This is a genomic window from Bacillus sp. FJAT-29814 (genome assembly GCF_001510715.1).
Classification (GTDB): domain Bacteria; phylum Bacillota; class Bacilli; order Bacillales; family Cytobacillaceae; genus Neobacillus.
Map to the genome: position 1 here is coordinate 287299 of NZ_LMTJ01000004.1, position 20289 is coordinate 307587.

Sequence of the window (20289 nt, forward strand, 5' to 3'; positions counted from 1 at the left end):
TTAAGAGACCTCCTCGCCGAGATACGCTTCGATGACTTTAGGATTATTTCTGATTTCTTCCGGTGTGCCCTGGGCTATCAATTGACCGTGGTCAAGCACGTAGATCCGTTCGCAAACACCCATTACAAGGTTCATATCATGCTCGATTAATAGAATCGTTAACGAGAATTTTTCCCTGATCAGGGCAATCAGATTCATCAACTCATCCGTCTCCTGCGGGTTCATCCCAGCCGCCGGTTCATCTAGCAGTAATAGTCTTGGGTTTGCCGCCAGTGCCCGGGCAATTTCGAGGCGGCGCTGCTGGCCGTACGGCAGATTTTTTGCCTGCTCATGCAGCACATTGTCGAGCTTGAAGATTTTTAAAAACTCAATCGCCTTTTCCTCCATTTCCTTTTCTCCCGAGAAGTGGGAAGGAAGCCGGAGAATCGAGCTAAAAATTGAATGCTTGGCCAATGAATGATAGGCCACCTTTACATTATCCAAAACCGATAAATCACTGAACAGGCGAATATTTTGGAACGTCCGGCTGATGCCTTTTTTAGTAATTCTATAAGGGGGAAGCCCATTTAATTTATCGCCGTCCAGCGAAATGCTTCCTTCCGTCGGAACATAAACTCCGGTTAACAGGTTGAAAAAGGTGGTTTTGCCGGCGCCGTTCGGCCCGATTAATCCGACCAGTTCGCCTTCCAAGAGTTCCAGATTGACTTCGGAAACAGCCTTTAATCCGCCAAATCGGATGCCAGCATTGTCAACTTTAAGCAACGGTGTGTTTGTCGACATCTTGGTTCCCTCCTTTAGCGGCCTTTCCTATTTTTAAGAATGCGGTAATTTCCTTTGTTCCCATCAATCCCTGCGGACGGAACAGCATCATGGCCACGAGCACAAGACTGTAAATGACCATCCGAACCTCCGGATAATTCGACAAGAAGGTGGAGATGATCGTTAACAGAATGGCAGCGATAATTGAACCGGACATACTGCCCAGACCGCCAAGCACAACGAGAATTAAAATATCAAATGACTTCAAAAACCCAAAGTTGGTCGGTTGGATGATATAGAAATTATGAGCGTGCAAAGCTCCGCCTACCCCGGCAAAAAACGCGCCGATTATAAACGCCATTACTTTGTAATAGGTGGTATTGATTCCCATGGCGTCTGCCGCAATTTCATTTTCCCGAATCGAAATACAGGCTCGTCCATGCGTTGAATTGGTGAAGTTGGCAATGACAATGATCGTGATCAGCACGCAGGCAAACAACCATGGCCAGGTAATCAAGTGGGAGACAGTCATCCCGCTCGCGCCGTTAACATAATCAACATTTAAGAAGACAATCCGCATAATCTCCCCAAACCCTAATGTGGCAATGGCAAGATAGTCACCCCTGAGTCGCAACGTCGGGATCCCGATAATCACACCGGCAATCGCTGCGGCAACACCGGCTGCCAGAATCGCCACGGCAAAAGGCATACCCAATTTCATCGTGACAATTGCCGACATATACGCCCCGACCGCTAGGAAGCCAGCATGTCCAATCGAAAACTGCCCGGTTATCCCGATAATCAAGTGCAGGCTGACAGCCAAAATAATGTTAATCCCAATAGAAAACAATGTATTGGTATAGAAGGAGTTCAAGACTGCCCCGTTAATTAAAAACTGGACAACAACTGCAAACACAATGGCCAATACGATGGATGTCCAAAAAAACTTTGCTTGTTTCGCATGTTTCATCGCCGCCACCTCCTACACCTTTTCCCTGATATTTTTGCCAAATAGTCCTGCCGGGCGGAAAATTAAAATTAAAATCAAAACAACAAAGGCAACACCATCGCGCCATAACGAGAAGCCAGCCGCGCTGACAAGTGCCTCAATGACGCCCAATACCAATCCGCCGACCATCGCTCCCGGGATAATCCCGATACCGCCCAATACCGCGGCAACGAATGCTTTAAGACCTGGAATAATCCCCATTAACGGGTCAATTTTTGTATAATACATACCAAAAATAACTCCGGCTGCTCCGGCAAGTGCCGACCCAATTGCAAATGTGGCTGAAATCGTGTTATTGACGTTAATTCCCATCAATCTAGCGGCATCCATATCATGCGATACTGCACGCATCGCTTTGCCGATCTTCGTTTTGTGAACGATAAACTGCAGCAGGATCATCAGCACAATGGATACCCCAAGGATCAACATTGATTGGCCGCTGATTTTAACGCCAAACAACTCAACGCTCTTCAGTTGAACAATATTGTTCGGATACGCTTCAGGCTGGGCGCCGCGGATATAAATTGTGCCATACTCGATAAATAACGAAACGCCAATCGCCGTTATAAGGGCAGCAATCCTTGTAGCGTTTCTTAGTGGCTTGTAGGCGATCCTTTCAATTAATACCCCGAAAACGGCACAGGCTGTCATCGCCAATAGCAAGCTTGGGAAAAGCCCCAAATCAAGAATAGTAATAGAATAAAAACCGATAAATGCGCCGACCATGAAAACGTCCCCATGGGCGAAGTTAATGAGTTTGACAATGCCGTATACCATTGTGTAACCAAGGGCAATCAGCGCATAAATACTGCCCAGGGACACGCCGTTTACTAGCTGCTGTATGATTTGCTCCATGTCCGAAACACTCCTTAAAACGACTTTAAAAACGAAAAGGGAGAACCCGCGCTCTCCCTATTCAAATTTTATTATATTTTTATGGATTTACTTTCGTATTAAACTTCTGCTCGCCGTTCTTGTACTCAAGGATAACCGCAGATTTGATTGGGTTGTGATCTTTATCAAGCTTCATTTGACCGGTAATTAGCTCAAGACCGTCTGTTTCAGCCAGCGCCTTTTGGATTTTCTTGGAATCGCCGCCGCCAGCACGCTTAATCGCATCAGCAAGGAAATACGCCGTATCATAACCTAAAGCGTTGAACGCGTCAGGTGACTTGCCATCGTATTTTTTCTTGAATGCTTCAACAAATTTTTGAACATTTTTGTCAGAATCCCCTGAAGAATAATGGTTGGTGATGAACGTATTGTTCAAAGCGTCCTTGCCAGCAAGGTCAACCAGCGTCGGAGAATCCCAGCCGTCAGCGCCCATCATTGGGACATTTAGGCCCAATGCACGAGCCTGCTTCACAATTAGACCAACTTCTTCGTAATATCCTGGAATGAAGACGAAATCTGGGTTTTTCCCTTTAATATTTGTTAATTGGGCGTTAAAGTCAGTGTCCTTTGCCACATACGCTTCTTCAGAAATAATCTTTCCGCCTTCTTTAGCAAATTGCTTTTTGAAGGAATCGGCCAAGCCCTTTGAATAGTCACTGGAGCTGTCAATGAAAATGGCAGCCGTTTTAACCTTTAATTCCTTCGCGGCAAAGTTCGCTGCTACTGTACCTTGGAATGGGTCAATGAAGCAGGTACGGAATACGAAATCATTCAATTTGCCGTCCTTCACGGTTACGTCAGCAGCCGTACCGGTTGGCGTAATCAACGGAACCCCATTGCTTTGGGCAATTTCAATTTGTGCTTTTGTGTTACCGCTCGTTGCAGCACCGATAATCGCAACAACCTTATCTTGGCTGATTAATTTAGTCGCACCGTTAATCGCTTCCGGCGCTTCCGACTTGTTATCGAACGAAACCAGCTTTAACTTCTTGCCGTCAATACCATCTTTGTTGATTTCCTCGAGAGCCAAATCGATGCCCTGTTTGATCGATGAACCGTAGGACGCCACGCCGCCTGACAATTCAAGGTTTGAACCGATTAGAATCTCGCCGCCCTTTTCCCCGTCGCCGCCAGTCTCTGATGATCCGCATGCAGCTAACACAGTTGCCGCTACCATGAACGACGCAAAAATTCCAGCCAATTTTTTCTTTCTCATTGCCTTACCCCCCGTTTTTTTAAAAAATTTCCCAAATCATTTGTCCAACTGTTCCCAAAAGGGATAATATTCTGAAAACATTGTACATAATAATTTTGAGTTCGTCTAGTATTTAACTGTGTTATTTTAAAATAATTTAGAAAATAACAAATTTTACTCTTTTCACTTACTTTAATATGTTATCCCTTTAACGTGAATAAGAATTTACTTTTGTTTTTCAATATAAACTGCCCGGCAATTATTTTGTCTAAATATGAATGATTTCCCCGCTGTACAAAAAAAGGAACCCCCAAAACAGGGATCCCTTGCCAAAAATTATTATGCCAATTCTTGTCGTTTCGTTTCTTTTCCCAAAAAAAACACGGTCAACGCCCCAATTAGCACCGCAATGCAGAAGATGGTAAAGATGGTGGAAACGTCCGCTTTCTGGGCCACAAGATAACCGACCAACAGTGGCCCCAGCACACCACCAACCCGTCCAACAGCAGCGGCCATTCCGGAGCCGGTACCGCGGATGAGGGTTGGGTACTGCTCGGGTGTATACGCATAAAGCCCGCCCCAGGCACCGAGATTGAAGAACGATAACAGGATGCCCGAGGTCATGAGCAGCGCAGTCGACTCTGCGGTGCCAAAGAAGTAGGCACTGACGGCCGTACCGATGAGGTAGACCACCAGGACAAACTTGCGGCCAAATTTTTCAATAAACCAGGCGGCCGTAAAGTAGCCTGGCAGCTGCGCCAATGTCATAATCAGCACATATTCAAAGCTTTTAATCAGACTAAAGCCTTTCATGACCATCACGCTCGGCAGCCATAAGAACATCCCATAATAAGAAAAGACAACGCAGAACCAGACAATCCAAAGCGTCGCTGTCTGGCGGCCATACTCTTTGGACCATAGGCTGGCAAGGTTCTTAACTACAGAGACCTTTTCTTTGTCTTTGATTGCCGAAAATTTCGGAGAATCCGGCAGCCCGACCCGTAAATACAAAGCATAAAGAGCAGGTGCAGCGCTAATCAGCAAGGCAATTTGCCAGCCGTACCTAGGGATGATGAAGTACGAAATAACCGCGGCAATCAACCAGCCACCCGCCCAAAAGCTTTCCAGTAAAACCACCGTCCTGCCGCGCTTTTCAGCCGGAACGATTTCCGAAACAAGTGTAGAGGCAACCGGAAGCTCGCCGCCGAGACCCATCCCGACCAAAAACCTTAAAATTAAAAATACGGTCAAGCCGGTGGCAAAGGCAGAGGCCCCGCTGCCCACAGAAAATAATAATAAAGTAATGATAAATACATGCTTGCGGCCGATTTTATCAGCCATTAACCCGAAAACAAACGCACCGACGGCCATACCGATGGAATTGATACTGCCAATCCAACCCATCTGTCCCGGAGTTAAACTCCATTCCTTCTGTAGCGCTGCAATGATGAACGACAGCATGCCGACATCCATTGCATCGAACATCCAGCCCATCCCCGCAATCCCCAGCAGTTTACGTTGCGAAAACGACTTACGGCCGGCACCGGCGCCAAAAATGCCCCCGGCTGCAACTCCCTTTGCGTTGTCCATAAAAGACACCCCTTTTAAAAAACATATTCACATTATTCCCTATTTTAATGAAAAAATAGTGCCAACTAGTATTCTAACAGGTGTCTTTACATGTGTCACCATAAAAAAGAATGCGGCCTAAGCACCAGCATTCTTAAATTGACTGGAAAACATCTCATAGTACCTGGCTTTCTTCGCCATCAACTCTTCATGGCTCCCAGTTTCAATAATTTCACCATGATCAATAACCATAATGCAATCAGCATCACGAATTGTATTCAGGCGATGGGCAATGATAAAACTGGTCCGATCCCTCATCAGGGAAAGCAGCGCCTTTTGAATATGAAGCTCCGTTCTTGTATCAATGCTGCTAGTCGCTTCATCCAAAATGAGCAGTGAAGGCTTTGCCAGCATCACCCGGGCAATTGCCAGCAGCTGGCGTTCCCCCTGGCTTAAGTTTCCACCATTTTCTGCAAGAACTGTCTCATATTGCTTTGGTAGCCGTTTAATAAACAAATCGGCACCGGCCATCACCGCCGCAGCCTTCACTTCTTCATCTGTCGCATCCGGCTTTCCGTACTTGATGTTTTCTTTGATTGTCCCGGAAAACAAATACGTATCCTGGAGGACAAATCCGAAGCAACGGCGCAAACTGTCCCGTGTATAATCACGGATATCGCGGCCGTCCAAGAGGATTCTACCATTGGTGACATCGTAGAACCTTGTCAGCAGATTGACGATCGTCGTTTTCCCGGCACCGGTCGGCCCCACTAACGCAATGCTCGTGCCAATCGGTGCCTCAATGCTGACATTTTTTAAAATTGGCACATCGTCGCGGTAGCCAAAGCTGACATTGTCAAACACGACATGGCCTCTTGGATTTGTAAGCTGCACCGCATGAGGAACATCCACCGGCTCCTCTTGTTCATCAATAATGTCAAACACCCTCTCGGCGCCCGCGACACCCGACTGGAGAATGTTGAAGATATTGGCGAGATCATTCAACGGCCGGACAAATTGCCGTGAGTAGGTAATAAAGCTGGCGATCGCCCCGACGGTGATATGGCCCTTCACTGCAAGCAATCCGCCGACGATCGCTACTACCGTAAAGCCAAGGTTATTTATGACGTTCATGATTGGCATCAAGAATCCCGACCAAATTTGCGCCTTAAGGCAGACCTCACGCAGCTTTGTATTGACCTCTTCAAATTCCTCAATTACTTTGTCCTCATGGTTAAAGGCTTTAACAACCTCGATACCAGATATCGTCTCTTCAATATGCCCATTTATTTTACCTAATTGCATTTGCTGATTTTTAAATAATACACTCGTCCGTTTAGCAATTGTCCGGGTCAGTAAAAACACGAGCGGAACGGTTATCATGCTGGCCAGCGTTAAGATCGGACTTAAGATGATCATCATCACCAGGGACCCGGCAATGACAATCACACCCGACATTAACTGCGTTGTCGACTGCGAGATGGAATTGCTGACATTGTCAACATCATTCGACAAACGGCTCATCAGTTCCCCATGTGTCCGCGAATCAAAAAACGAGACAGGCAGCTTCTGCAGTTTTTTGAACAATGAATCTCTCAAGCCTTTCACAATTCTTTGTGCAACACCAGCCATCAACCAACCCTGCAAAAAGTTGAGGACAGCATCGGCGAGATAGGCTGCCGCCAGAATGATAATCATGATCTCAAGGAAGTTAAAATCGACTTTGCCAGGCTTAAGGCTCATCGCATCAACCGCTTTACCGATTAAATACGGGTTCATTAACACAATCACGGAATCTATTAAAATAAACAAAAAGATGAGCGTCAGCATCTTTCGCTCACGGCCGAAATACTCCCACAGCCGCTTTAAGGTTGCTTTAAAGTTCCTAGGCTTAACGACCGGACCCCGGTGGTGGGCACCGCCCGGGCGCAACGGCGGCGGACCGGGAGGGGTGGTGGTTCGTTGCTCATTTGCTTTTGTCATTCTAAAGCGCCTCCTGTCCCATTTGCGACCTGTAGATTTCCTGATAAACCCGACAGTCGGTGATCAATTCCCCATGGGTGCCACTCCCGGCGATTTCGCCCCGATCGAGGACGACAATTTTATCGGCATCGATGATCGATGAAATCCTCTGGGCAATGATGATGGTGGTAAGTCCGTTCGCATATTTCTTTAATGCCGCCTTCATTTTTGCCTCAGTAGCGACATCGACAGCGCTCGTACTGTCATCGAGGATTAAGATTTCCGGCTGTTTCACCAAGGCCCGGGCAATCGACAGCCGCTGCTTTTGACCCCCGGAGAAATTGACCCCGCCCTGGCCAATCCTCGTTTGATAACCTTCAGGGGAGGCATCGATAAACTCATCAGCGCAGGCCATCGCCGCTGCTGCTTCGATTTCCTGCTGGGTGGCATCTTCTTTGCCCCAGCGGATATTCTCAGCCACTGTGCCTGTGAACAGAACATTACGCTGCGGCACAAACGCGATTTTGTCACGGAGTCGTTTTGGATTCACATGCTTTACATCTTCACCGTCGACCTTAATTGTTCCGCCGGTGACATCATAAAAGCGGGGGATGAGCCCGACAAGGGTGGTTTTCCCTGAGCCGGTTGAACCGATCACCCCGACAGTTTCGCCGGGAAGAATACATAGATTAATATCTTTTAAGACCGGCTCCCCGCCAGCCGTATCATAAGAAAACCAAACATGTTCAAAGTCAATGCGGCCTTTTTCTACTGGATGGCTTTTCACGTCATCTTTCCACGCCAGTTGGTTTTCTTCGGCAAATACCTCGCCAATCCGGCCAGCCGAGGCTTTGGCCCTGACAAACATCGTAAACACCATGGAAATCATCATCAGCGAAAACAGTATTTGCGTCATGTAGTTGATAAAGGCGATCACGTGACCGACTTGAATCGTGCCGTTATTGACCCCAAGTCCGCCGAGCCATAGCACGACCACAATCCCAAGATTAACTGTCAGCATAATCGCCGGACTAAACACCGCCATCAGCCGGTTGGCTCCAACCGACTCCTCTTTAAAGTGCTCGTTTTCGATTGAAAATTTGGCTATTTCAACATCGAAGCGGTTGAACGCCTTAACAACCCGCACTCCTGACAGATACTCGCGCATGACCCTGTTCACCCGGTCCAACGCCTGTTGCACCTTGGTGAATTTCGGAAATCCAAGCTTCAAATTATATACGATTAGGACGGCAACAATCGGAACCACGACCGCGAGGACAACCGCGAGGTGAAGATTGAGGCGCGTCGCCATGATCAGCCCACCAATCGCCAGCAGTGGTGCCTTGACGAAAATACGCATCAGCCCGTTCACAAATATTTGCACCTGGGTGACATCGTTGGTCATTCTTGTAACTAACGACGCGCGGTCAAACTTATCAAGATTGCGAAACGCTAAGGATTGGATTTTTTTAAACAAATCAGACCGGAGCTCGGTGCCGAAGTTTTGCGATACGATACTGGCCATGATGCTCCGGGTCGATGCTGCCCCCGCGCCAATGGCGGTAATCAACAGCATCACCCCGCCCATTTTCAGCACATAATTCATATCCCTGTTGGCCACCCCTTCATCAATGATGATTGCCATCACCGTCGGCTGGAGCAGGTCGCAAATGGCTTCGATGGTCAGAAAAAGAACCGCTATGCTAAACGACTTCCAATATGTTTTTATGTATTTTGCTAAAAACCCCATAAGGATGCCTCCACTTCAAACTGCCTGACAAATTGGATATCCCTATTATAATTTCGTTTTTTTGAATTGAATACTTTTTTACTTAGTGGTAAAGGGGCGGAGCGCCGCAAAAGCGAATAACTATTATCAAATTTAGCTTTAATAAAACTTTATTCACTTTGAATTGAGTATGTCCCAGCTCTGCTCACACCTCCTTTATTGGCAAGGATGGCACTCTGAAATAATTCGATGGTTTATTGCAGTATTGAAGGCTCTACTCATCTTGTACAAAAACGAAAAAACGGTCCGCTCAGGCTTGAACGGACCGACCATTATTATTCTGCTTCACGGAATTCGTGGACCCAGACGCGCATTTGCGGCAGCCACGGCATTCCTGGATGAATCGAAAGAATGGATTGCTTATAGTCTTCGACGGTTTCGAAGCCCTCACGTCGGGCATTATCGTCTGTCAGCTCGCCCAAGCTTTGCGAATACACTTTTTCAACCACGAACTTGCGGCCTTCAAGCTCCATCACTTCACCTGGATCCGCATAGCGGCCATTGCGGCGTGTCGCTGTTTTTTCACCTGCCAGCACTTTTTTCACATCCTCTTCCAATGTGACCATCCGCTCAATCGAGCATGTTTTTGGCGGCAATGTATTAGATTCATTTTGTGTCGTCATTTATTTCTCCTCCTTACCCGGTTTATTTTCCCATATTACCACTATTGATATGATTAAATCCAATCCTGAAACCTTTCTTTAAACAACTTGGCCGCCGGCATCACGATATTTCAAAATGCCTTCGGCTGCACGGTAAGCTAATGCTCCAACCGTCCCAGTCGGATTATAACCGGCATTTTGCGGAAAGGCCGAGGCCCCGACAACAAATAGGTTATCCATCTCCCACATTTGCAGGTAGCTATTCACAGCAGATGTCGATGGATCACTTCCCATAATAACCCCGCCTGTATTGTGAGTCGATTGATAGGAGGCCACATCATAAGGCCCTAATTCCTGCATATAATCAACATGATCAGCACCCATTTCTTTTAGGATGTCCGCACATTTACTAGCCAGAAATTTCGCCATATTCCGGTCCTGATCTTCAAAATCATAGGTAATCCGGACTAATGGATCACCATACTCATCCTTGTAGACAGGGTCTAAGTCCAAAAAGTGATGGCGGAAGGCCATCGATGACCCTTCCCCGCCGACGGTTAAGACGCTGTTGGCATATTTTAAGGACGTCTTTTTAAATTCTGGCCCCCATGATGGCGTTCCTTTTGGCACTGTATTATTTTGAATCGGCCTTTGTCCTGTCTGTCCTAAGATAATCATCCCGCCATGGATAAAATCAAGGTCAGCATGGTCAAAATTATCGCCATTATAATCATCTAAAATCATCCCAAGGGCACCTGCACCAGCAAAATTATTAAACTTTTTCTTATCATAAAAGCCTACGGCATTCCCTTTACGGACCTGGTAAGCATAATTTTTGCCAACCGACCCCTTGCCGGTATTCGGGTCATAAGGGGTGCCGATATTTGATAGCAACAACAGCTTGACATTGCTGAACACAAATCCGGTAAGGACCACAATATCCGCCGGCTGTTCAATTTCTTCTCCTGTTGTCTCATCAATATAAATGACGCCAGAGGCCTTATCCCCTGTTTTTAAAATTCTCCTGACATTGGAATGGGTTCGAATCTCAAAGTTACCCGTCTTGAGGGCAACAGGAATCACCGTCACCACAGGATCGCCCTTGGCCCCGTATTCACAGCCAAATCGTTCACAATAACCACAGTATTGGCATGCGGCTCTAGAAATACCGTCAGGATTCGTATAGGATTCTGATAAATTAGCGGCCGGCTGTACATAAGGATGAAGCTTTAACCGTTTAGCCGCATCGGTAAACAACTCCATCGCTTTGGTTTTCTTTAATGCCGGGGTGGGGTATTTGCTTGACCGTTTTCCTGCCAAAGGGTTTTCCTCACCTGAAATCCCCGCCATTTTTTCAAACGTATCATAATATGGCTCAAGTTCATCGTAGGTGATTCCCCAATCTTGGATGGTCATGTCAGCCGGGATTTTATTTGGCCCATATTTTTCAATCGTTTGACTGCGGATTTGAAAGTCATATGGAAGGAATCGAAAGGTTTGGCCATTCCAGTGAACACCGGAACCGCCCAAGCCATCACCAATGAGAAAGGACCCATATTGTCTCATTGGCAGGGCACGGATTTTTTCATTGCTGCGAAATGTAATGGTTTCCTTTGACAAGTCCTGCATCATCTCATACCTCAGGGCATAGCGCAATTCATCGTGAACCATAAAGTAATCTTCTGTTTTGCGCTCTTTCCCCTTTTCCAACCCAACCACTTTGAGTCCCTTTTTAGTTAATTCGGAGGCGATAATTCCTCCTGCCCAACCGACTCCAATGATCACAACGTCTACTTTCGGCAATTTTCTTGCCATGGCCTCCACCTGCTTTCTGATGATTAAACTGCACTTAGTTGCTTTGCAGACATTTTAATGATTCATATGTGATTTTAAGCTTTGCGGCTTTACTTCCTGAAAGTCCTTTTCAATAATGTTTGTGTAAGCCATTTGGCTGCCTGGGTACTTCCTCATCTTCCATCCATCCATATTTCTATTTCCCCCATAGAGTGGATCGCTATATGCACCTTCGAGCGTGGCGCTTCTGAGCATTTGGAAAAACCCGCTTGGGGAAATGGTCGTTAACTGTATTTTGTCTTGCTCAAAATCCTTCAAGATCGCATCCTGTTCTTCCCCTTTTAGGTCAGTGAAGTTTTTCTTATAAACAGCCATACTGTGATTCTGAATTTCTCTTAAGCCAATATCGAAAATATTTCTGCGCTTTAAGCGCCCTTGATAGCCTTGAACCTTCTCCCCCATGAAAAAGGGCGCCTGCATATATTCCCTGGCATTAAAGCCCCAATCCCCAGCTAACTGATGGTCAATATAATAAGCGACGCCAAGTCCCTTTGCCCCTGGCCCGAGGTCATCCTCCGGGAAAATCCGCTCTGTGATGGCTTCCGTAACCCTAAATTGCTCAGGCGTAAAATACATCAATGCTTCGTTAAAATTTCCCGCCTCTGCGTGTGTATCCTTTTTGCCGTTGTTAGAATCTTTGTCTTGTCTAGTAAGAAGACTGCCCAAGATTCCCCCAACCGCAAGACCCCCAACAGTGAAACCCGTATTTCGGATAAATTTCCTTCTTGAAATAGATTCTGGTGATTCTTTATGCTCTTCGGACATGCTGCACTACCTCCAAAATTATTTCGACATTTTTTTCCATCTTATTATGTTCCCAAAATAAACCATTCATACAAAAAATAAAATCGGGAAAAATAGGACAAAAAAGGAGGAATAATCTTTATGTTCAATAAGACGTGGAAGTTCTGCGGTGCACCCTTTTTAGGCTTCATACTTTTGTTATCAGCATGTTCAAGTCAGCAACATCTGGAAGGATCGGCAGAGGACCTTGACTATCATAATCAGTCCATCAATAAAAAGGGCAATGGTGATCATTATGGGAATAAGCACAGTGTAAATGTTATTCCCAGTATCGACCGTGCAAAGAAAAAAACAACCAATGGACAGAATCAGACGACAAGCGGCGTCGGAACAAATGTCTATAGCTTGATTGGCAGCTCGAGTCTCCATGACGGAGGCATTTCCTCTCATTTGGAATCAAGACTTTCCGGAGAAGGGATACCGGGAATAAAGGTTTTTGTGATTGATGACACCATTATTTTGGCAAGAGCACAACAAGAAGTAACCTCGACCCGTTACGATGAATTACAAAACAAGGTATTAAAAAACACCTCTGGCCAATCCGGTAAAGGAGATTTAGACGGGGTAGATCCTAACAAACTGAATTCGGATGATAATTTGGAGCGCGCAAAAGAGGTAATGAGCAAAGCCTTTAACGGACAGGTTCAAATTTTGACGATTACAAATCCGAAAGCCTTGTCGCTAATCGAAGGGATCAAAACTAACATTAAGTCTCCCACACCTGCATACGGCCAGCTTTCAAGCGATATTATTACGCTAGTTAAAATGGCAAACGAGAAATAAGGACCGGGCTTCAGTACCCGGTCCTTTTTCTAAACATTTAAGTCTCGCTTTTTATAAAAAACATAGGTTACCGCCGTCAAGGCTGCAAACAAAATAATGGTTAATACGACAAAGCCACTGTCAAACCCGCCGCCATACATCATATTTTTCGCTTCAAAGTATTTGAACGGCGTTATATATTTCAGGAATTCGATGCTTTCATTCAAATCGATGGCAACCGATAACACAAACGTCAGCAGCAAGATCCCTGCCGCAAGTGAGCCCGCCGTTTTCGGCCGCTTTTTCAATGCAGAAATGGCACTGCCGATGACCATAAACAAAAGCTGCAAGAAAAGCATGCCGATCATCGTGATGGCAATGTCCCCATTCACTGCTTCTCCTTTGGCGTATTTGCCAACGACCACTATTGACGAAATCCAGGTCACGAGGTTAAAGATGACAATATTCGTGAATGCCGCCAGCAGCTTGGCAGTAATGATTTTTGTCCGCGATACCGGCTTGACGAATAAGAACTCCGAGGTCTTGTCACGTTCTTCCTTGGCAAGAATCGTAGCCCCAAGCATCGCCGCATGGATGGTCGCCATCAATAATAAATAGATATACAGCAAACCGTAAAAACCGCTTGCTTTGTTTAAGTCAAACGTCCCAATTCCCATAATGACCTGCAGGGATTTGGGCATATCGGTAAACAAGTCATTTAGCGATTCGCCTGATGAGGATAACCCGGTATACTTGGCCATCCCCGACACCACCATCAGGAAGACGCCAATACACCAGAAGATGAGCGATTTCCGGTGCGACCTCAGTTCTTTTACATAAATATTCATGATTCGGCCCCCCTTAAACGGCGTGAATATCCTTTTTGGTGTAGAGGATATAGCTGGCTGCCACTGCCAAAATAATGATCACCGCACCGGCAATCAAAAACGGCGCTTCATAGCTTGCATGCTTTAAAATATAGTCATTGTCGAAATACTTAAATGGCGATAAATACCGCTTCACATCATCATCCGTCGTCGCTGCCAACGCTCCGATAAAGTAAAATGCAATCACCGTCCCTAGAGACACCGTCAGCACGGATTTAATCTTTGGAACGATTACGGAAACGATAATTCCGACTGCGAGGAACATAAGTTGCACAAAAAACATCGTCAGTGACAGCAGGATAAATTCTTTTATGCTGAAGTCATCGGTCGTAACCCGGGTTGCGATTATGACAGCTGCCGCCAAGTAAATAATATTAGTGATTACTAGTGACGTGAAGGCCGCCGCGAGCTTGCCGGTAATCACCTGAGTCCTTGTGACCGGCTTGGTTAACAGGAAGTCGGCTGTTTTTTCCCGCACCTCTTTGCTGATAATCGCAGTACCGAGATTCATTGCCTGAATCGCCCCGCACAAAACGATAAACGTCAAGGCATAACTATAGAAACCAAGAACCGTAAATAAAGTGTCCAAGTTGACCCCAAGCGCTTTTCTTAAAGCCAGCGGATAACCCTCGAGCAGCTTTTTGAATTCGTCCGCATCCTTAGCGAAGGACGGAAACATCGACATGAACAGGGCAAAAACCGCAATCAGTGAAACAGTCCAGATGATTGTTGATTTCCGATAGGCCTTGAGCTCATGCAAAAATATATTCATAGCTTCCTAGGCCTCCTTTTCATAATAATGCATAAAGATCTCTTCCAGGTCCGGTTCCTCAATCCACAGGTTAGTGATATCAATTGCGGCGACTTTCTTCATGATTGTATTGATATCACCTTTAAACAAAAAGCTCGTAGTGTTGTCTTTCATAGCCAAGTTGTTGACCCCGTTTAGATTGAAATAATCCTTGGCGAGCGGCGCCTTCGTCTCCACTTTGAACTTTTTATAATTGTTTTCTTTTAACGTACTAATCTTTTCAACTGTAACAATTTTACCTTCTTTAATGATGGCAACGCGGTTGCATAGCCGCTGCACCTCGCTGAGTATGTGCGATGAAAACAGGATGGTCGCGCCCTTTTTGTTCTCCTCTTCAAGCAGCTCAAAGAACTTTTGCTGCATTAGCGGGTCGAGGCCGCTTGTCGGTTCATCAAGAATGATGAGTTTTGGCTCATGAAGCAGCCCCTGGACAATCCCGACCTTCTTTTTATTTCCCAAGGAAAGGTCATCAATTTTTTTATTGAGATCGAGGTCCATAATTTCCGCTAATTCCTTGATGCGCTTGCTACAGTCCTTTTTGTAAAAACTCGCCGAATACTTCAGCAGGTCCTTGACTTTCATATTATCGTAGTAGAACACCTCAGATGGCAGATAGCCAATTTCCTTTTTTATTTCCGGGGCAAATTGGATGCAGTCCTTGCCAAAAATCGTCGCACTGCCACTCGTCGGGTAAATCAATGACAGCAGCGTGCGGATGGTCGTCGATTTACCAGCGCCGTTTGGCCCAATGAATCCAAAAATCTCGCCTTCCTCGACGTTAAAGCTGATATCGGAAATCCCTCTAGACTTGCCGTAGGTTTTCGTCAGGTTTTTAATTTCAATTACGTTCATTTGTTGTGCCCCCTTTATTTGTAAAAGCACTTTTTTAAGATGTCGAAGTACTCTTCGACTTCGTGGAACATTTTTTGATAATCCATCTCATGTGATGGTGACAGTTTCGCTTTGTTAAGTTCTTCATCACTCATTTTTTCAAATGTCCAAGTCATGATTTTTAGAACTTTTTGCAGATCGACATCGTCTCTGAACTTGGAATAATCAATACCCTCATAAACCTTGGCAATATTGATGCCAATCTGCTCGCGCAACTTTTTTTCCATCTCTGTTTTTATATCTGGTGCATCTTCCATATACGCTTCCTGGATAAACTTAAAGATGTCCGGATGTCTTTCTGATAATTCCATTTTAATGATGACTGACTGCCGCATCCTGTTGAAAAAATCAACCTCATCCAAGGAGAATTTTTCATAAAATTCCTTGGCGATGGTTTCATAGCAATAGTCCACCAAAAACAAGAACAGCTGCTTTTTATTTTTAAAATAATGAAACAGCAGCCCCTTTGAAATCTCCGCTTCCTTCACGATTTCATTTGTCGACGCTTTATCATATCCCTTCTGGGCAAATTCCTTTATCGCTGCATTAATGATTCTGTCTTGTTTCTCCGGTTCCACATTAAAAAATTTGGTATACAAATAGTGGCACCTCCTTCACTTGACCACAATGGTCAATTACAGTATATTCCAATTGACCATGGTGGTCAACTAATATATTTGTCAAAAATATGAAATGTTTTGTTGGTAATAGTATGGGGTGAGGCAGTATGATACGATGCGGGTGCAGGAGAAGTTTTAATGGAGGTGAACGGTTATTATCATAAAAGACAGAGATCGATCGTTAAAGTTAGAAGGACTGATTGCCGCGCAGAGCAGGTTATCACCCGGGCATCCGATGGTGCCATTATTGGCGGGAAAGCAGGCTTCCGTTGAGGCCGGGATCGGCGGTGAGGAAAGGGTAGCTGAAGTATTTCGCAGGAATTCATTTTCATTTCCGCATCACGTATTCCACGATTTATCACCCACGGCTGACGGAAAATTTCAAACTGACAACTTTGTGTTAACTCCCTGGTTTGGCAATGTGTTAGAAGTCAAAAATATTGGCGGCATCCTTGAGTTTAAAGAAAATCCACCACAACTGATTCGAACTAGAGAGGACGGGCGTAAGGACGGCTTTGAAAGCCCGATTGTCCAATTGGAAAAAAATTGCGATTTACTGCATGAATGGTTTCAGCAGCGCAACATTCAACTGCCGATTTTCGGAGCGGTAGTGTTGGCTTACCCAAAGCAAATTGTGGCAGTGCCCCCAGCAAAAACAAGGCTCTTATTCCCCAACTTGATTCCTCCCTACCTTCGAGGTATTCCACAACCAGCGCAAAAGTTGGACATAGACACCTTCAATTGGCTTTCCACCGAATTGCTTCACAGCCATCATCCATTTATTCCAGATCCCATTTCAGAGAGCTATGGCATTCCGATTGGCGATTTTCGCCCAGGGGTGAGGTGTGCGCCTTGCGGACGGATCGGCATGGTGAAGGAGTCCCGGACCTGGCGCTGTCCGTGGTGTGGGGCTGTGGATCATTTGGCGCACGTAGGGACACTGTTTGAGTGGTTCTTACTATGTAAAAGGACGATTACCAATCGGGAATGCCGGTGGTTTTTGGGAGTGGATGACATTTACCTTGCTAATCGAATTCTGCAAAGTATGAATTTCCCTAGTAAAGGAGCGTTTCGATATCGGACGTATTTAATGGATATCTGCCATTTTAAGAAGGATAACCTCATTCATAAGTAGACTGGGATTTCTTTTGCAAGTTGACTGACGCTTCGCAAATTGATTCGCCTTATCCGCAAATTGGAGTGACTCATATACAAGTTGAAGCGGCTTATACACAAGTTGGCTGACGCTTTGCAAGTTGATTCGCCTTATCCGCAAGTTGGAGCGACTCATATACAAGTTGGAGACGCTTATATGCAAGTTGAAGCAGCTTATACGCAAGTTGACTGACGCTTCGCAAGTTGATTCGCCTTATCCGTAAGTTGGAGCGACTCATATACAAGTTGGAGACGCCTATACGCAAGTTGGCTGACACTTTGCAAGTTGATTCGCCTTATCCGCAAGTTGGAGCGACTCATATACAAGTTGGAGACGCCTATACGCAAGTTGAGCAGCTCATTTCCTTAAATTGTGTACCCGACCCCCGAAAGTGATATTATATGGATGTACATAATTCTGAATAAAGGGAGTGCAGCGATTTTGAGAGAAGAATTGATTGAACGATTTACTTCCTATGTAAAGGTGGATACGCAATCCAACGAGGCCAGCGAGACTTGTCCGTCAACGGAAGGGCAGTGGACGCTGCTCCACATGCTGGAAGCGGAACTTAAGGAAATCGGGATGCAAGAGGTTACACTTGATGAGAATGGGTATCTGATGGCGACCCTGCCTTCCAACACCGACAAAGATGTGCCGACGATCGGCTTCCTTGCCCACGTCGATACAGCGACTGATTTTACCGGGAAAGACGTTAAACCGCAGCTAGTCGAAAACTACGACGGCGGCGACATCACCTTAAACGAATCCCTAAAGGTCATCATGACAACAAAGGATTTTCCAAATCTCGCCGACTATAAAGGCCACACGCTGATCACAACCGACGGCACGACGCTGCTTGGTGCAGACAACAAGGCTGGCGTTACCGAAATCATGACCGCGATGGCTTACCTGATTAAGCATCCAGAGATCAAGCACGGCAAGGTCCGCGTTGCGTTCACACCAGATGAGGAAATCGGCCGCGGCCCTCATAAGTTTGACGTTGCCGCCTTCAATGCCAAATACGCCTATACAGTTGACGGCGGTCCATTAGGGGAGCTTGAATACGAAAGCTTCAACGCGGCGTCAGCCAAAATCACCATAAAAGGCAGTAATATTCATCCTGGCTCAGCGAAAGACAAAATGGTCAACTCGATGAAAATTGCGATGGAACTTAACAGCAAGCTACCAGCACAAGAAGCGCCCGAGCACACCGAAGGCTACGAAGGCTTCTACCACCTAATTTCCTTCACAGGTGAAGTCGAGCAAACCAAGCTTTATTACATTATCCGCGACCATGACAGAGAGATTTTTAACAACAGAAAAGCGACAATGGAAAAAATCGTCGCAGCGTTAAATGAAAAATATGGCGAAGGTACACTTCAACTTGAACTGAACGACCAATATTACAACATGAAGGAAAAAATCGTGCCGGTGTTTGAAATTGTAGAAATCGCCAAGGAGGCAATGGAAAGCCTCGATATTAAGCCATTAGTTAAGCCGATCCGCGGCGGCACTGATGGCTCCCAGTTATCCTACATGGGACTGCCGACGCCAAATATCTTTACAGGCGGCGAAAACTTCCACGGTAAATACGAGTTTATTTCCGTTGATAACATGATCCAAGCGACTAATACTATCGTTGAAATTGCCAAGCTTTTTGAACAAAGAGCTTAATTAAAAAAAAGCTAACCCGACAAAGGTTAGCTTTTTTCAATAATCGACATATTTCCCGGGGCATATTCGACAAACTCTTCAAACAAGGTACTGAGCACATTCCCGCAGGCTCAACACAGTCTCATTCAATTGCCTCTCCAACTGCTCCTTCGACCATTTGCCATCATCAGCGCTCAAATCCTTCACAATCAGCAAGATCATCCAAATTGAGAATACACAAGAAAACAGGTGATACTCTCTTGTAAACGCCTCAGCATCCAACTCCAATTCAACCTGTTCAAGATAGTACCGTAATGCTCGCTCGCGAAACTCAGCCCTAATCTCTTTTGGAAAAATCGGATGCGACATATCGAGCAAGTGGTACAGGTCCCAGAAAGGGGTATTGGTGTGGGCGTGCTCCCAGTCCAAAATCACAATCCGGCCATCGGCCAACGCGTAATTCCCCACATGCAAGTCACCGTGTGAGAGGACAAGAGTCTTTGAAAATATGAAACTATCAAGGTATTCGTAAATACGCTCAATCGATTGTTCCTCCAACATCAAATCCGGAAGCATGGCCATAAACTTTCCCTTATCCCGGCAAATGTCCGAAATCAACTGGTCCCGCTTCGGCTTCAGTCCGGATACCGGAACATCAGGAAACGACTCGAGGGGGAGGGAATGCCACCATGCCATCCACTTCACTACACCGAGCACACTTTCTTCAGTAAACTCATGTAATAGCGGGCCAAGGTCTTCAAGAATCATCCAGCTAAACTCAGGATGATCGTGTTTCGAATAGGAAATGATTTTTGGAAAAATCGCCGGGAACACGCGAAGGACATGTTCATTGATCCAGGCTTCCTTGCCTAACTGGTCGTTGTTCGTCAACGGTTTAAAAATATAGCTTTCCGTCTCCGATAAATAAAACCGTTCAACAAACTTGCCGTTCATTCCTTGATAAAGAGGTTCTTTTTTCAAAATTAACCGGTCATTTAAAGTTCCATCCGCTAAGACGATTTCCTCAGGCAACCCCATAGTCCCACAACCTTTTGGTAGGTTTTTACTACGA

At 45.7% G+C, this 20289-nt stretch carries 19 protein-coding genes; 4 read left to right on the forward strand and 15 right to left on the reverse strand.

Features of this window, described 5'->3' with window-relative positions; all coding sequences use genetic code 11:
* The 10 genes from AR334_RS11695 to AR334_RS11740 all read right to left on the reverse strand — a co-directional run bounded on the left by AR334_RS11695 (position 1) and on the right by AR334_RS11740 (position 12398).
* Positions 1-780 carry an ABC transporter ATP-binding protein gene (locus tag AR334_RS11695; protein ID WP_066310345.1) on the reverse strand — a complete coding sequence of 260 codons (780 nt, stop codon included), beginning with the start codon at positions 778-780 and terminating at the stop codon, positions 1-3.
* A complete protein-coding gene (locus AR334_RS11700; protein ID WP_066310348.1) occupies positions 755-1729 on the reverse strand; it encodes a branched-chain amino acid ABC transporter permease in 975 nt (324 codons plus the stop codon). The genes AR334_RS11695 and AR334_RS11700 overlap by 26 nt, the downstream gene beginning before the upstream one ends.
* Positions 1730-1741: 12 nt before the next feature.
* The gene (locus tag AR334_RS11705; RefSeq protein WP_066310352.1) at positions 1742-2623 is read right to left on the reverse strand and encodes a branched-chain amino acid ABC transporter permease; all 882 of its coding nucleotides are present in this window, start codon (positions 2621-2623) and stop codon (positions 1742-1744) included.
* A gap of 79 nt (positions 2624-2702) precedes the next feature.
* Positions 2703-3878, reverse strand: a complete 1176-nt coding sequence (locus AR334_RS11710; RefSeq protein WP_066310356.1) for an ABC transporter substrate-binding protein — start codon at positions 3876-3878, stop codon at positions 2703-2705.
* 318 nt (positions 3879-4196) lie between these two features.
* Entirely contained in the window at positions 4197-5351 is a 1155-nt protein-coding gene (locus AR334_RS11715; RefSeq protein WP_066310773.1) for an MFS transporter, read from the reverse strand.
* Positions 5352-5564: 213 nt separating this feature from the next.
* On the reverse strand, positions 5565-7409 hold the full coding sequence (locus tag AR334_RS11720) for an ABC transporter ATP-binding protein (RefSeq protein WP_066310360.1): 1845 nt from the start codon (positions 7407-7409) through the stop codon (positions 5565-5567).
* A gap of 1 nt (position 7410) precedes the next feature.
* On the reverse strand, positions 7411-9138 hold the full coding sequence (locus tag AR334_RS11725; RefSeq protein WP_066310362.1) for an ABC transporter ATP-binding protein: 1728 nt from the start codon (positions 9136-9138) through the stop codon (positions 7411-7413).
* Positions 9139-9452: 314 nt separating this feature from the next.
* Entirely contained in the window at positions 9453-9800 is a 348-nt protein-coding gene (locus AR334_RS11730) for an ASCH domain-containing protein (RefSeq protein WP_066310364.1), read from the reverse strand.
* Positions 9801-9878: 78 nt separating this feature from the next.
* Positions 9879-11594 (reverse strand): GMC family oxidoreductase, encoded by a 1716-nt coding sequence (locus tag AR334_RS11735; protein ID WP_066310366.1) that lies wholly within the window; start codon positions 11592-11594, stop codon positions 9879-9881.
* A 54-nt stretch (positions 11595-11648) separates the two neighbouring features.
* A complete protein-coding gene (locus AR334_RS11740; RefSeq protein ID WP_066310369.1) occupies positions 11649-12398 on the reverse strand; it encodes a gluconate 2-dehydrogenase subunit 3 family protein in 750 nt (249 codons plus the stop codon).
* 120 nt (positions 12399-12518) lie between these two features.
* Between AR334_RS11740 and AR334_RS11745 the strand changes: the two genes are divergently transcribed.
* Positions 12519-13220 carry a hypothetical protein gene (locus tag AR334_RS11745; protein ID WP_066310372.1) on the forward strand — a complete coding sequence of 234 codons (702 nt, stop codon included), beginning with the start codon at positions 12519-12521 and terminating at the stop codon, positions 13218-13220.
* Between the two features lie 29 nt (positions 13221-13249).
* On the opposite strand, the gene AR334_RS11750 is transcribed toward AR334_RS11745, so the two are convergent.
* The 4 genes from AR334_RS11750 to AR334_RS11765 are packed head-to-tail and all read right to left on the reverse strand — an operon-like array spanning position 13250 to position 16387.
* On the reverse strand, positions 13250-14047 hold the full coding sequence (locus AR334_RS11750; RefSeq protein ID WP_066310375.1) for an ABC transporter permease subunit: 798 nt from the start codon (positions 14045-14047) through the stop codon (positions 13250-13252).
* Between the two features lie 13 nt (positions 14048-14060).
* Complete coding sequence (locus tag AR334_RS11755) at positions 14061-14858, reverse strand: ABC transporter permease subunit (protein WP_066310377.1); 798 nt, start codon at positions 14856-14858, stop codon at positions 14061-14063.
* A gap of 6 nt (positions 14859-14864) precedes the next feature.
* Positions 14865-15749, reverse strand: coding sequence for an ABC transporter ATP-binding protein (locus AR334_RS11760; protein WP_066310379.1), 885 nt, complete (start codon positions 15747-15749; stop codon positions 14865-14867).
* A 14-nt stretch (positions 15750-15763) separates the two neighbouring features.
* Positions 15764-16387, reverse strand: a complete 624-nt coding sequence (locus AR334_RS11765; protein WP_066310381.1) for a TetR/AcrR family transcriptional regulator — start codon at positions 16385-16387, stop codon at positions 15764-15766.
* A gap of 159 nt (positions 16388-16546) precedes the next feature.
* Here AR334_RS11765 and AR334_RS30640 point away from each other — a divergent pair, with 159 nt between their 5' ends.
* From AR334_RS30640 to pepT, 3 genes are all read left to right on the forward strand, one after another.
* A complete protein-coding gene (locus tag AR334_RS30640) occupies positions 16547-16681 on the forward strand; it encodes a hypothetical protein (protein WP_301337164.1) in 135 nt (44 codons plus the stop codon).
* Positions 16647-17543 (forward strand): nuclease-related domain-containing protein, encoded by an 897-nt coding sequence (locus AR334_RS11770; protein WP_253701288.1) that lies wholly within the window; start codon positions 16647-16649, stop codon positions 17541-17543. Before AR334_RS30640 ends, AR334_RS11770 begins: the two co-directional genes overlap by 35 nt.
* 462 nt (positions 17544-18005) lie before the next feature.
* Positions 18006-19238, forward strand: coding sequence for a peptidase T (gene pepT / locus AR334_RS11775; RefSeq protein WP_066310775.1), 1233 nt, complete (start codon positions 18006-18008; stop codon positions 19236-19238).
* 78 nt (positions 19239-19316) lie between these two features.
* Here the strand turns inward: pepT and AR334_RS11780 are convergent, their stop codons facing one another.
* On the reverse strand, positions 19317-20255 hold the full coding sequence (locus tag AR334_RS11780; protein ID WP_066310391.1) for a phosphotransferase family protein: 939 nt from the start codon (positions 20253-20255) through the stop codon (positions 19317-19319).
* Positions 20256-20289: the final 34 nt, after the last annotated feature.

Excerpts from the sequence above, each read along its gene's own strand:
- AR334_RS11695 (WP_066310345.1), bottom strand. The coding sequence starts at position 780 with ATGTCGACAAACACACCGTTGCTTAAAGTTGACAATGCTGGCATCCGA.
- AR334_RS11700 (WP_066310348.1), bottom strand. The coding sequence starts at position 1,729 with ATGAAACATGCGAAACAAGCAAAGTTTTTTTGGACATCCATCGTATTG.
- AR334_RS11705 (WP_066310352.1), bottom strand. The coding sequence starts at position 2,623 with ATGGAGCAAATCATACAGCAGCTAGTAAACGGCGTGTCCCTGGGCAGT.
- AR334_RS11710 (WP_066310356.1), bottom strand. The coding sequence starts at position 3,878 with ATGAGAAAGAAAAAATTGGCTGGAATTTTTGCGTCGTTCATGGTAGCG.
- AR334_RS11715 (WP_066310773.1), bottom strand. The coding sequence starts at position 5,351 with ATGGGCTGGATGTTCGATGCAATGGATGTCGGCATGCTGTCGTTCATC.
- AR334_RS11720 (WP_066310360.1), bottom strand. The coding sequence starts at position 7,409 with ATGACAAAAGCAAATGAGCAACGAACCACCACCCCTCCCGGTCCGCCG.
- AR334_RS11725 (WP_066310362.1), bottom strand. The coding sequence starts at position 9,138 with ATGGGGTTTTTAGCAAAATACATAAAAACATATTGGAAGTCGTTTAGC.
- AR334_RS11730 (WP_066310364.1), bottom strand. The coding sequence starts at position 9,800 with ATGACGACACAAAATGAATCTAATACATTGCCGCCAAAAACATGCTCG.
- AR334_RS11735 (WP_066310366.1), bottom strand. The coding sequence starts at position 11,594 with ATGGCAAGAAAATTGCCGAAAGTAGACGTTGTGATCATTGGAGTCGGT.
- AR334_RS11740 (WP_066310369.1), bottom strand. The coding sequence starts at position 12,398 with ATGTCCGAAGAGCATAAAGAATCACCAGAATCTATTTCAAGAAGGAAA.
- AR334_RS11745 (WP_066310372.1), top strand. The coding sequence starts at position 12,519 with ATGTTCAATAAGACGTGGAAGTTCTGCGGTGCACCCTTTTTAGGCTTC.
- AR334_RS11750 (WP_066310375.1), bottom strand. The coding sequence starts at position 14,047 with ATGAATATTTATGTAAAAGAACTGAGGTCGCACCGGAAATCGCTCATC.
- AR334_RS11755 (WP_066310377.1), bottom strand. The coding sequence starts at position 14,858 with ATGAATATATTTTTGCATGAGCTCAAGGCCTATCGGAAATCAACAATC.
- AR334_RS11760 (WP_066310379.1), bottom strand. The coding sequence starts at position 15,749 with ATGAACGTAATTGAAATTAAAAACCTGACGAAAACCTACGGCAAGTCT.
- AR334_RS30640 (WP_301337164.1), top strand. The coding sequence starts at position 16,547 with ATGGAGGTGAACGGTTATTATCATAAAAGACAGAGATCGATCGTTAAA.
- AR334_RS11780 (WP_066310391.1), bottom strand. The coding sequence starts at position 20,255 with ATGGGGTTGCCTGAGGAAATCGTCTTAGCGGATGGAACTTTAAATGAC.